The organism is Maribacter sp. IgM3_T14_3, from assembly GCF_049603095.1.
Lineage (GTDB): Bacteria > Bacteroidota > Bacteroidia > Flavobacteriales > Flavobacteriaceae > Maribacter.
Genome location: NZ_CP187138.1, coordinates 4084000 through 4096950, shown reverse-complemented (window position 1 = coordinate 4096950; position 12951 = coordinate 4084000). Strand labels below are relative to the sequence as shown.

General features: G+C 35.6%; 9 protein-coding genes. 1 reads left to right on the top strand and 8 read right to left on the bottom strand.

The annotated features are described in order from the left end of the window. Positions 1-359: 359 nt before the first annotated feature. The 5 genes from ACPF9A_RS18040 to ACPF9A_RS18020 all read right to left on the bottom strand — a co-directional run bounded on the left by ACPF9A_RS18040 (position 360) and on the right by ACPF9A_RS18020 (position 8768). Positions 360-542 (bottom strand): transposase, encoded by a 183-nt coding sequence (locus ACPF9A_RS18040; RefSeq protein ID WP_423999098.1) that lies wholly within the window; start codon positions 540-542, stop codon positions 360-362. Positions 543-1897: 1355 nt separating this feature from the next. Next, positions 1898-3886 (bottom strand): OmpA family protein, encoded by a 1989-nt coding sequence (locus ACPF9A_RS18035; RefSeq protein WP_423999096.1) that lies wholly within the window; start codon positions 3884-3886, stop codon positions 1898-1900. Positions 3887-3888: 2 nt separating this feature from the next. Next, positions 3889-4827 carry a PorP/SprF family type IX secretion system membrane protein gene (locus tag ACPF9A_RS18030; protein ID WP_423999094.1) on the bottom strand — a complete coding sequence of 313 codons (939 nt, stop codon included), beginning with the start codon at positions 4825-4827 and terminating at the stop codon, positions 3889-3891. A gap of 36 nt (positions 4828-4863) precedes the next feature. Then, positions 4864-7929: a gliding motility-associated C-terminal domain-containing protein gene (locus ACPF9A_RS18025; protein WP_423999092.1), complete on the bottom strand. Its 3066-nt coding sequence runs from the start codon at positions 7927-7929 to the stop codon at positions 4864-4866. A gap of 653 nt (positions 7930-8582) precedes the next feature. Further along, on the bottom strand, positions 8583-8768 hold the full coding sequence (locus tag ACPF9A_RS18020) for a hypothetical protein (protein WP_423999090.1): 186 nt from the start codon (positions 8766-8768) through the stop codon (positions 8583-8585). Between the two features lie 565 nt (positions 8769-9333). Between ACPF9A_RS18020 and ACPF9A_RS18015 the strand changes: the two genes are divergently transcribed. After that, positions 9334-9462, top strand: a complete 129-nt coding sequence (locus tag ACPF9A_RS18015) for an epoxide hydrolase N-terminal domain-containing protein (protein WP_424004519.1) — start codon at positions 9334-9336, stop codon at positions 9460-9462. A 174-nt stretch (positions 9463-9636) separates the two neighbouring features. Here ACPF9A_RS18015 and ACPF9A_RS18010 read toward each other — a convergent pair whose 3' ends face one another. The 3 genes from ACPF9A_RS18010 to ACPF9A_RS18000 all read right to left on the bottom strand — a co-directional run bounded on the left by ACPF9A_RS18010 (position 9637) and on the right by ACPF9A_RS18000 (position 12799). Beyond that, positions 9637-10338: an SCO family protein gene (locus tag ACPF9A_RS18010; RefSeq protein ID WP_423999088.1), complete on the bottom strand. Its 702-nt coding sequence runs from the start codon at positions 10336-10338 to the stop codon at positions 9637-9639. Next, complete coding sequence (locus ACPF9A_RS18005; RefSeq protein WP_423999086.1) at positions 10307-10930, bottom strand: toxin-antitoxin system YwqK family antitoxin; 624 nt, start codon at positions 10928-10930, stop codon at positions 10307-10309. The genes ACPF9A_RS18010 and ACPF9A_RS18005 overlap by 32 nt, the downstream gene beginning before the upstream one ends. Positions 10931-11419: 489 nt before the next feature. Beyond that, positions 11420-12799, bottom strand: coding sequence for a T9SS type B sorting domain-containing protein (locus ACPF9A_RS18000; protein WP_423999084.1), 1380 nt, complete (start codon positions 12797-12799; stop codon positions 11420-11422). Between the last annotated feature and the right edge of the window lie 152 nt (positions 12800-12951).

The window sequence follows — 12951 nt, the reverse complement described above, 5'->3', positions numbered from 1 at the left end:
AAAGCAAAATAAGTACCGCCTGGCGCGAGTCTTTAAAGTATAATCCAACTTTCCAAAAACAATTGGATTCCTATAATAAAAATCGGGGTTACTACTTTAAGTAACTTTGCAAAGACTTACTACCGGTGGCACTGCAAAACTTGCCATATAAATTACATTTTCAAATAGTTACAAATTTATTGTATGTTAAAAAACCAAACCACTATGGACTAAAGTTCCTCAGGTTTTAATAGACAATTAAAGTTAGCAATACCAAAGATTACTCTAATATAAACTTATCAGTATAGTTCCCTGTCTTGCGATGATATTTCAAATACTTGTTTACTATCTTATTCGGTATATTTCCAGCATTTTAACGTCTAAAGCTTATTGCCCAAAAGTAACCTCCACAATTTTTTCCTCATTTCAGGAAAATTTTGATAAAGTTTTCCTGAACTCCTGACTTTCAATTTCTTAACAAATGTACTTACATCCTGTGAGGGGCGGTACTCCAAACACACATACACATAATCTTTGCTCACCACACCTTTCCAAATTTGCATACCTTAGTCAACACCTACTTCGATAAGAACAGTTCTACTTAAAATTTGAAAGTCATAAACAAGAACAGTACACCTATATTTTATACTCCAAACTATATGTAAAGTCATAGTAGATAAAATTTGTCCATTAACACTTAGCTCTGCCATAAAAGTAAAAATAGGTATTTAAGAAGCTAATTCGAGAAGCATAAAGTACATAATATAACTAATTTTGAGACCAATAGACCGATTACTCTATACTAAGCCTTCTTTTTTATTCGGGATAATTGTATTTCACAACCACAATTTTAGTTAATATGATATATACAAGTTAACGTGGTAATAATCGAAACTCGCCGTTACATTTAAAAATTACGGAGCAAATGATAAACCAAAATCCAAATCTTTCATTTCTCGGAACTTTTACGGTTACAAGTGATGCCTTGGGATTTTATAAAAAGGTCGTCGTGCACATTGCTATAGTCGATTTGGAAATACAAATGATAATAAGGTTTAAATTTAATAGTCTTTTCGATAAACGGATCAGTACAATTATGAACGCTACGCAAGATAAATTCGACCTAGACTCTTTTAATCATGGCTGTAACTATTTTTTATTAAAACCTTTAACGAGAATAGGTTTTTGTGGGTTGTAAAAGCAGTAAGGGAATACAGCAACTAGTTTACAATAAAAATAATATATCATTATGGGATATTTCGAAAAAGCCAAATTATAGATAAAGAAAATAAGTAGATAATACTTATTTTCTTTATCATAGCCATTAATCTGGTGAACTTACTTAATTGGATAGTTCACTATTTTTTTTAAACATAGCTCCCGTTGCCTCAAAAATGAAAATTTACTTATAAAAGTGGAATTTCTTTTGAGATTACTAGAGCAACGTTACCAGTGTTTAAAAGATTAAATGGTGTTTTTAAGCAAAAATTTTTATCAAATTTCTTTGACACTTCAATCCTTTTATAGAACAAGTACGCAATACCAGTAGATAAAGTTATAATTGCAACGTCAAACCTCCAGAATAAGCAGTAGTTTCTCAACGTTAAAATCTAATATACAATCGAAATTAACTATAGCTTATCAGACTTAAGCAATAATCACTATTCTTTAGTCAGGTACATAAAAGCAACTAGACAGGCTTTGCGAATTGTACTTCATCTTCGTTCTATATTAGTTTCGCTATTTTTATATGCGCGTTCTGGATCAAAACAGAAATTTAAAGTATTACTATACTATGTCCTGAATTCTAAAAAATTATGCTCGATTCTAATCTCAAAGTGAAGGCAAAAAAGAAAACCCTAATGACTTTACATCAGGGTTTTCTAAAAGTTAAAAAACTTCATACATCATTTTAAGACTAGTACTCGATCAGTTCAAATTCACTTCTTCTATTTTTTTGGTGCATTGCTTCGGTACAGTCGTCAATACATTCTACCAAAGGCTTAGATTCTCCATTGCCTTTAAAACTTATTCTTTTACTCTCTAATTTACCAATTTCGGTCAAATAGTCTTTTGTAGATTGAGCCCGTCTTTCTGAGAGGAGCTGATTGTACTTATCTGTTCCCCTATTGTCCGTATACGAGTTAATCCTAATTTTTAAAGAGGGATAATTTTGAAGCTTCGCTACTAATTTATTCAAGACTTCTTTAGAGTCCTTTCTAATTTGCCACCTATCAAAGTCGAAATATATATAAGGAATATCAAAATACAATTTACCATCTTTGTTACGTATTTTTGGCTCTGTCTCATCATCCAAAAGCCTTTTAATTATCGCTCTGGATTGATCCGAATCGTTTTTAGCGATACTGGAAGGATCAAATATCTTAAGTACAGAGATCACATGCTCATCGTAGTTGGAAGTACCAATCTTTATACTACTCGTCTTTGTTTTAAAACCAAGGGATTCAACGGCGATTTCATAGTCGCCAGGTAATAGATTTACCGTGAACTGCGCTATGCTATCCAAGATATTTTCATAGAGAACGTCTCCCTTAGGTCCCCTTAGGGTAACAGTGGCATTTGGTACCGGATTTTGACTTACAGAATCCTTAATCTTAAATGTGTTTACGTATTCCCGTTCAAACAAGTCACCTATTTGCTCAAAAGAAAAGATATCGTCAGTAACATTGTCCCTATTGGAACTAAAAAATCCTCTATCTCGCGCATTGTATGAAAGAGAAAAATCGTCATATCTGGAATTTATAGGAGACCCTAGGTTCAAGGGTTCTGAAAATTGGTTATCCTCTAATTTTGAAACATATATATCCAAAAGACCCAACCCCAAGTGTCCGTTCGATGAAAAAAATAAATCTCCGTTTTCCGAAACGAAAGGAAATTGCTCTCTATTGAACGTATTTATTTTATTGCCTAAATTCTTAGGCGAACCAAAGGTTCCATCTTCGTTAATCACTACCTTATAAATATCAAAACTGCCTAATGAGCCTAGTTCGTCGGTTGAGTAGTACAGTAATTTCCCATCCGGACTTAAAGCAGGGTGTTGATAATTATATTCATCAGAACAGAACTGCAATTTTTTGGGCTCGGACCACTGTCCGTCTACTTTGGTAGACCTGTACAATTGCACCTGGTTGTTATCGAATTTATTGAATATCTTTTTTCCGTTCAACTGGTTGCTTCTCGAAAAGTACATGGTTGTGCCGTCCTTGGTGATACACAACGAACTCTCGTGAAGCGATGAATTTATTTTCTTTGAAAGTAAAATAGGTTCTCCAAATTTCTTACCCGTACTATCCTTCGTAACTACATATAGGTCAAGAAAAGGCCTATGTGTCCATTTGTATTCCTTGCTGGAATTTTTACTTTTCCTGTCAGATGAAAAATATATCGAATCCTGGTAGGCTATTGCGGAATAATCGGAAGCATCGGAATTAAAATTCGCCTTGGCTACTCTAAAATCCGCTTGTTTTAACCTGAAGGCCTCGACCATATCCTTGGATTGGTCAACATCTCGCGGTTTTTGACCAAGTTTTTTATCGTATGCAACTAGTTGTTCAATAGCCTTTTCATAGTCTCCAGTAGCGGATAAAAATTGATAGTACATAAAATTGTACTTGGCGTCTATTTGTTTGTTCGCCTCATCAAAATCCCCTTGAACTAAACTTTTCATTACCTCGATACCTCTGTCGTAATTGTAGGTATTGTAGTAACAAATGGATAATTGCTCTAAAACAATTTTCGTTTTTTCTTTTACTAATGATTTCTCATAGTTTTCGGAAGCTTGTAAAAAGTCTCCCTGTTTGAACTTTCTATCCGCCTTGGCTATTTGTGAATGTCCATAAAGGCAAACGATAAATGAAAGATATAATAGTATTTTTTTCTGTAACATAATTAGAAGAATCTGGGTGAAGTAAATCTTTTGGCTCCCGCAATGCGGAGATTGTATAATAGCATAAACTCATGTGTACCAGAATTGAAATTACCAAGATTGCTAGTTGTATAGTCGTATGCGTAACCAATCCTTAAATCTGGGGTAATGGCAACATTAACCATTGCGCTTACCGCATCGTCGACTCTATAGGATAGACCGGCCTCTAGCGTATCATTGAATAGAAAATTTGCGTTAATATCCATCGATAAAGGCGTATTACTAACGCGTTTGACCATAAAAGACGGTTTAAATTTTAGGCCACGGTTAATTTCGAACACATATCCCCCTGTTAAAAAGATATGAAGATTTTCAGCTCCTAAGGCATTGATTCCGTTTTGCTCCTCTATATGCTTACTTCCTAACAAATTTGGTGCGGACAGCCCCACATAAAAATCGTCATTGAATAGAAATAAACCAGTTCCTATATTGAGAAAGGTTTCATTTATATTCTCCGAGAACGCAGGATCCGAAGAGAAATCACCACTGTTCAATTGAAAATCGTTAAATCGTGTATCGAACAAGGTAACTCCTGCCTTCAAACCGAACGATAAAAACATAGAGCGATTTAGTTGTACAAGATAAGCAAAATCCGCATAAATATTATCTTCGTTCAAAGCACCGTCCCCAATCTCATCATGAATGATAGAAATACCTGCTTCTACCTGCTCGCTCAACGGTGTTCGAATGAAAGCCGTTGCCGTTTTCGGTGCGCCTACTGCACCTACCCACTGGGTTCTGTAAAGAAGCCCTAGGTTTGCAACCCCTACATCGTTGGTCGCATAGGCTGGATTTATAACACTCATGTTGTACATATATTGCGTATACTCCGGGTCCTGCTGCGCCTTGCTATGAAAGCTGCTAAGGAATAGAATGCATAGTAATAGAACTACCTTTTTCATGGAATCATTTTTTAGTGGAATAATAGAAACTGATAGTTATCTATTTAGATATATCCGGCCCTGTGTGGGCGCTATGTTGTTTTTGTTATAATTAAAAATATAAAAATAGACCCCGTTAGGCATCAGATTACTACCTATAGCACTCGCCTGGTTAGACGTACCGTCCCAATTAGCTGAATCCTTATTGCCCGTAAACACCAAGTTTCCATATCGGTTATAGATTTCTATGGTGTAGTCCTCATATATAAATTCAACGTCTATTAAGGAAAACGTGTCGTTAATACCGTCTCCATTTGGAGAAAAACCATCCGGTATCAATAAGGGATATAGTTCCGGGTCACAAATGGTAAGATCCGTTATTATTTCTATTCTCACATTGCTTTCACAACCGGTAACGCTGTTGAAAGATGCGGCATAATATATACCTCCGTTAATAAGAAGTTCCGTTGTAGCAATTAAATTTCCATTCTCTTGGGCATCGTACCATACAACTGCCAGTCCAGCATCTACTGTAAGATTAACTTCTAAATCTGCGATGGTAGGGTCATCCGCTCCACAAAATTCATTACCGTCGGTTATAAGGATGGGGGGAGGATTGTCGTTTATCTGAATAGCTATTGTCGATGACGGCATGCTTCTACATCCAAAAACATCTTCTTCGACGGCATAGTAATCCCCTGTAATCAAAATATCCGAATCAACAAAATCCACATTAGTTAGGGCATCTACCCAAATCACATTTGTACCCACAATTAAAAATTCGTTTAAATCGCTTATTATGGGAGAATTTATAAGGCAGAACTCCCCCACTGCATCAGATAAGGTAGGGGTTTCGGGATTATTGATGCTCACGACTATCTCTAGTCGTCGAGTTCCTTCACATCCTGAAGTGGTATCCGTTTCACTAATAAAATAAGAGGTATCATCTAACAATACGTCAGAATTTACGAGCGTATTCGTTCCCATTTCGGAATCGTATACGGTAAGGGTGCCATTGTTTTCTGGGATGATCCTAGCGAGTAAATCGGATACCGTAGGATTGTCCATGATACAAAATTCATTTCCGTTAATGTCAATGGTGGGTAAGAGATCGGCTACGGTTACCGTTACGATAGTGTTAACGTCCTCGCAGGCGCCTGTACCTCCAACGGTATATACATATAGTCCTGCAGCATTGGTAGCAGGATCAAACGTTCCCGCATCGCCATTCCCAAGAGCGGTAGGGCCGTTCCAAGTACCGCCGGTATCTGCGTTTGGGCCCAGTAGGGAAAATAAATCCGTTTCAGGACTGTCCCCGCAGAAATTAAATGTGGCGTTGCTTCCAGCGTTGGGCGCAGTATCCACCGTTACCGATATTGTTGCGGTGTTTAAAGGGCAGGTTCCACCATTGCCAACGGTATAGGTATAACTTCCAGCACTATCTACCGATGGATTAAAAACACCGGTACCACTTGCTAAGGAAGGGGACCAAGTTCCACCTGTATCCGGGTCATTGGTCAATAATGTAAATAAGTTCAAAGAACTATCGTTCGTACAAAATAGAATATTACCTCCCGTACCTGCGCTTAACTGAGGGTCAATAGTGACTGTAACTATTGCGTCATCACCTAGACAGGTACTGGAAGCGGGCAAGGAATAGGTATAATTTCCTGCATTGTCTACCGTTGGGTCAAAAAATCCAGTACCGCTGGTCAAAACGGGTGACCAAGTTCCTCCGGCCATAGCATTGGACCCCAACAAGGTAAATAAATCTACTGGTGTACCCTGTTCACAAATGTCCAAATCAGCATTATTTCCCGCATTAGGTGCTTGTTCTACGCTAACGGTTATTGTTGCAGTATCGGCTATGCTACAGGGAGCTGTCGGATTTGCGGTGTAGGTATAAACTCCAGATGAGTCTACAGATGGGTCAAAAAGCCCAGTACCGCTCGTCATTGCAGGGGACCAAGTACCACCGGTATCCGGGGTGCCTCCCAAGAGAGTAAATAGGTTTACGGTAGGTTCATTGGTACATATTTCCAACACATTGTCCTCACCTGCATCAGGTTCTTCCTGCACATTGATCCTTACTGTGGCACTATCCGCAGGACAAGCGTTTTGAGCTGGTATAGTGTACGTAAACGTATAGACACCTGAATCAAGTTGCGTAGTATCGAAGGTTCCTTGATCGCCTCCGGTTATAGTCAAACTAGCAGGACCGGACCATATTCCTCCAGCATCGGGTGCTCCCACAAGTTGATTTATAAGGTTGATAGTGACTGTAGCGCTGTCGCAAATGTCCATAACACCATTCTGCCCCGGATTCGCTACGTTCTCAAAACGGACTGTAGAGGGTGACCTGTTCGTGCTTTCACATGTATTCGTTGTCTGGGTAGCATAATAGGTTGCGTTTTCAACGAGCACGGTCGAAGGAGGTAGGGCTACGGTAGATGCTTGGCTATTATACCATTTTATATCGGCACCATTTGGCATTAAATCTGCAATCGTATACGTTACCGTATTAGATGGGTCGATACAAAAAAATTGTTCCAAATCTACCGTAGGTGGGTTTGGGTCTGTTATATTAATCCTGGTACCTAGCCTTATACTTGTACAGCCATTCTCTGTTTGCTGTACATAATAGGTAGTACCGTTTACCAAAGGTGTAGATAGCGGTAAAAAATTACCGTTATTTGCGGCGTCATACCATTCTATATTGGTACCATCAGCGGTAAGTTGTGCCAACGTGTTCTCCGAGGATGAGCATCTCCCAACTTCAAAAGGCACGTTGCCAGGAGGGTTGCCAAAGATATTAACCGTTACTTGTGTTCTGGAGGTACAACTACTGTTATCATTATCTAGAAAGTAAATAGTATTATCCTCAAGCGGCGAACTATCGGATAACGCTGTCCCCACAACATTATACCACTGAATACCACTACCTGTATCAGTTGCCCTAAGGGAGAGATCGGCAACCGTTGGATTATCTATAGCACAGAAGTCCTGAGTAGCTGAACCTATGGTCGGGCAATCTGCTTGCGCGGAAACGCCAATATACAAAAATAGTGTCGTGCAGATTAATATCCATTTAGACACTATTCCTATTTTTAAATTAAAACTCATATAACTATTATTAATTAAAATGTAAATATCGAAACTACCGTTAGTAATTACAAAAACTTTGTTGTAAAAATACAATTATTTCTGTGTAGAATGATTATAGCAACATTAATTAAAAAAAGCTGATTAAAACAATTTTATTATTTATTATTTCAATTTGCTTACAATAATAATAATTTTTTTGATAGGTCTGTAATTTAGCTACCTTTCAACTTCACTTACTCTTTGGTCTATAATGTTCTTTAGTCTATTTTCTGTATGAAAAACCTTCTAAAAACACCTGATTTGTTTCTTATGATAATTGTTTTGAGATTTATATGATCTTATTTAAGTAAGTTTTTGCTTTAAGGTTTAAGTCATAATATTTTATGATTAACAAATTCTTTTACGTTATCAAATGTGATTGCCTTAATCAAAGACTTATTAAAATTGGTAAATCTCCAGTGCATTTTGTCATATACTTCATCTGCATTTTTAATCTTGAATTTTTTCAATCCTCGCTATCTAAATTATCCTTTCAGTCATTACCGATAATGCTGTTTTTTATTTCTTCCAATCTTAGGGTCATCTGCTATGCTCACTTTCATCCGGCGCACGTGGTTCACTTTGACCGGCTCATCCAGGAATTTGCGCAGATATACAGATACTTACTTTTTTCAATTGACCCACATAAATGTGTTTTTGGGCATAGAAAGGGCATCATTCCCTTTGATTAATGGAAGATTCTTCACGGGATCAAATCCAATACTTCCGAATTTAATATTAATACTGTCAGAAACTTCAGCAATGTCCCTTTTCTCCACTTCCTCCAAAAATTCCATAAAATCGTAACCAAGGGACATGACACCAAATATATTCTGATTATTTATGGTTTTTCCCCTATTAGCACAAAACACAAGAATAAATAGAAGTATTATAAAAAAAAGAAGTGTAGGGTTATGTTTTGATAAACATATTGATAAAACCACTAAAAGGTTGAGATTGAAAAATTTTGGTTGTTCTAAAATAAGAATTTTCGTTCACAAATATGAACCAATCCTTTAAACTCCCAATTGATTTAGTCTCAGCCGCACTGATAAAACATTTTTATTTGTCCGTAGTTCTTCTCATTCTTTATTTGAACTTCAGTCCGTTTTTAGTGGTTCACTTTGACAGTCCTTTCTAGTCAGGGCGAGAAAATCAACAGAATGGGAGTAATTAATGTAAAGGTCAAAATTGATAACGATTACCAACATTGATTCACATAAAGGGAGATACAGTAGTGATATATAAAACTGAAATATAGATTTGATAATAAGCCACATAACCGGATAAACAAATATGATAGAAAAATTCAAAGTAAACATTCCTCAATCTGAACTTGATGATTTAAACGACAGAATCAAAAAAGTTCGATGACCAGATGAAATTGAAAATTCTGATTGGAAATACGGAACGAGTCTATCATACATAAAAGAATTAGCAGATTATTGGCTAAACGAATTTGATTGGAGAAAAATAGAAAAACAAATAACAACCGAAATTGTTGGCGGATGACATTATATTTAAACATGAATACAGAAAAAGGCTTAGAACATGTTCATCAGTAATTTTAGAACAAATACATTTCTCATTTTGAACTTCACTTTCAAAAATTAACAACACTAATATGTATAAACGCTAAAATTATACAATGAACTTCTAACGAAAATCAGCAAACCCTAAGTAGCTTTAATTGGTCTTCTCCAATTTTAAGGCTTTAACATCAATTATTAATTGAGCAATAGAAGCCCTATTTAATCCATTATAAATACCCCTAATATGTTTGTTTTTGTCAATAAGTAAAAAGTTCTCTGTATGCAGAAAATCATTGATGTCTTTTGGAATACCTAAATCGTTTTCAACAAAATATTGATTTCTACCCAAATGATAAATTTCGTTTTTATCCCCTGTAACCAAATGCCATTTATTATCTATTACGCCGTTACTTTCGGCATAATTTTTAAGAACAGAAACAGAATCAATGCTTGGTGTTACAGAATGTGACAAAAACAATACATCTGAATCATCTTTAAACGCTTCTTGAATTTTTAACATATTTTTTGTCATTTTCGGACAAATTCCCGGACAAGACGTAAAAAAGAAATCTGTGATATATATTTTATCCTCAAATGTCTTATGTGTTACTTTTTCTCCTAACTGATTGGTTAAGTTAAAGTCTGGAATTTTATGAAACTTTTCTTCCTCTTTAGAGTTTGGTATTAACCAATGAGGAGTAAACGATTCATCATTAAAATACGGTAAATAATCTACTCTACTAGTTTCAACAATTTTAGTATGTTCTTTCTTTACTTCTCTTTTACAACTTGTTGCAATTAAAACTAAAAAAAGGATCAAAATTCTATAATTTATTTTTTCTAACAACAACTTCATTTTCTAATGTATAACAAGAATTTGCACGACGCATACCAAAGATCCGCCCGTTTTTAGCTTCGTAATTCACATATAATTTTCCGTTGGCCAACCAAGCTTTTTGCATACCTTGTTCTTTTCCATCAACAAGGTTTCTTATTTTAGAGAGTTGTCCACTGGAAAACCATTGTTTTTCTTCACCTTGTAGCGCACCGTTTTCATAATAGGCCTGTTTAGCTAAAACGCCATTAGGCCACCAGCTTTTATACACGCCATTTAAACGGTTGTTTTTATAATACGATTCTACTTGAAGGGTTCCGTTCTTGGCCCAACGTTTAGCGATACCTTCTCGTTTGCCATTATAAAAACCCCATTTTTCTTCTAAGGTTCCATTTGGGTAATACTTTAAAGAATAGCCATTAAAAGGCTTTTCTTTATGATACCATTTGCCTTTATTCCCATTAAGAACCAATTCTTCCTTTAAAACTTCAATAATATCAATAACAATAGGGGTATCACTTGCAAGAGCAAATTCAATTGTTTTGTTAGGTTGAGTTTCTTTGCAACCTAACATAGTGAGTATAATAAGCAATAAAAGAAGAATTGGTTTCATACTTTCTATAATATTTTAGTATCCTTGAAAAGGACCTGCAAACAGAATAATAGCTTCATCATACCCATATAAAGGTGCCGAATACTCTTCGTTAATAATATGATAATGATATTCCCCATCAGCATTGTGAACTGTTGGTCCAAAATGTCCTCCAGATGCATCTAAATCTGTAGGATAATCATTAGAAGGATAGTCTCTTCTTCCATATAAAAATATACCATCAAGTAATATTCCTACTAATTCATCATCATCATTAGAAATTAATCTTGGCTCTTAGTGATAATGAATAAGCATTATTTAAAATGCACAACGGGTTACCAATTAATTTTGTATTCAAATTGTACTACTATGATTTACGTTTTGTTTTTGGAGAATATCGTTTGAAAAAATATGATGCTGTTTGAATAATATAGAGGAAATTGGAGTTGAATTTTAAGTATAAATAGTTATTCTTTTTTAGTATGCTCTAAGTTTTGGTAATCAAAATGTTTATCGTTTTAAGGTAAAGTGTCCTGTATGCATCTCTCCATCTTCCCAGACAATTTTGAACCAATAATCATCCGACGGCATTTCAACATTATTGAACATCCCGTCCCACCCATTTGAGGATGGACTTAATTGTTCCAACAGCTGACCATATCTGCTAAAAATATATATCACGGAATTCTCATATATATAGTTGTTTTCCACAAGGTCATATGGCCACATATCATGAATCCCATCAGCATTCGGGGTAAAAAACTTTGGAAAAGTAAACGTGTCGTTGTCTATGATGGTTCCTATAATAGAGAAATCTTCAATTTGTAAATTATACGTTTCGTCATCTTCATCAAAAAAATCATCTATAGAAGGAATAGTCACTAAGAAGCTACTGATCGAAGGTGGCACGGTAATGAGACCAGTAGTAACGTTAAAAGTGACACCATTGTTAAATAGAAAAGTACCATAATCTGAAGTACTTGTCGTATTGTCGAAAATGGCGAACATAAATGTTTTTTGTTCAAGGTTCGTATTGCTCAATTGAACAGTGTGCACCAAATCCGATCCCTCTATTTCGGTAGCGTCGTTTATCGAAGTTATCGTTGTGGTATCATTATCTAATATGGTACCAGTTGCCGAGATATTATCTAAAATCAATTCGTAGAATTCATCTTCTTCAATAATTAAATCATCGATGGACGGGATAGTTATTGTAAAACGCTCGATACCTTCTGATATTAAGGGAATACTGACTAATTGATTTGATTCATTATAGGTAATACCATCGCTAAATAAAACATCGTTATAATCAGTAGCATCCGTTGTAATATCTAATATAGAAAATTCGAAGGTTATTTCCTTCGCTATAGCATTGCTTAAGACTATCTCATGAATCAATGCGCCACCTTCTATTTCAATTATATCTTCTACTGATAATATACTCGTTATGTTAGCGTCATTAACATCTCCAATGGTCCCCGTAGCGACCATACCGTCGAAAGAAACTTCATACTGCTCGTCAATTTCTTCTATATCATCTTGAACGCTACCGACCTCAAAGGTAAAAGTCTTGATTCCAGCAGGCACAATAATAAAGGTTTGTTGTTCTATGGTAGTTCCGGTAGTTACGGTAGTTTGGGGAAAATGAACCCCATCAGGAAAACCAGCAAATTCAATATCAGAACTATTACCTCCAAAATTGGTGGATATATGCCTAAACGAAAAGGATAATTCAATATCTTCCGTAGTAGTTTCACTAAGGGTTACCCGATGAACTAATATAGCCCCTTCATCTCTAGTGGCATTTGTTATGGAGACTACGCTAATTTGTGTATAGCTGTAATTTATCCAAAATAAAAAAAGGACAATAAATGATAGTAACGTATTCATCTTGTTTTTAACTTCCTTCTAAATTTAATGATTTGAGATTAAAGGACAGCATATGTTATGCATTTCATAAATTACTTTGTTCTTTATAGTCACACGATTTCAACCCAAAATAGCTCATTAATGATATTTTTAATAGTGTTTAGCATCATTAA

What these genes read in the sequence shown, in the direction of transcription:
- ACPF9A_RS18005 (WP_423999086.1), bottom strand. Translation starts at nt 10,930, where the DNA reads ATGAAACCAATTCTTCTTTTATTGCTTATTATACTCACTATGTTAGGT.
- ACPF9A_RS18020 (WP_423999090.1), bottom strand. Translation starts at nt 8,768, where the DNA reads ATGTCCCTTGGTTACGATTTTATGGAATTTTTGGAGGAAGTGGAGAAA.
- ACPF9A_RS18025 (WP_423999092.1), bottom strand. Translation starts at nt 7,929, where the DNA reads ATGAGTTTTAATTTAAAAATAGGAATAGTGTCTAAATGGATATTAATC.
- ACPF9A_RS18000 (WP_423999084.1), bottom strand. Translation starts at nt 12,799, where the DNA reads ATGAATACGTTACTATCATTTATTGTCCTTTTTTTATTTTGGATAAAT.
- ACPF9A_RS18035 (WP_423999096.1), bottom strand. Translation starts at nt 3,886, where the DNA reads ATGTTACAGAAAAAAATACTATTATATCTTTCATTTATCGTTTGCCTT.
- ACPF9A_RS18040 (WP_423999098.1), bottom strand. Translation starts at nt 542, where the DNA reads ATGCAAATTTGGAAAGGTGTGGTGAGCAAAGATTATGTGTATGTGTGT.
- ACPF9A_RS18030 (WP_423999094.1), bottom strand. Translation starts at nt 4,827, where the DNA reads ATGAAAAAGGTAGTTCTATTACTATGCATTCTATTCCTTAGCAGCTTT.
- ACPF9A_RS18010 (WP_423999088.1), bottom strand. Translation starts at nt 10,338, where the DNA reads ATGAAGTTGTTGTTAGAAAAAATAAATTATAGAATTTTGATCCTTTTT.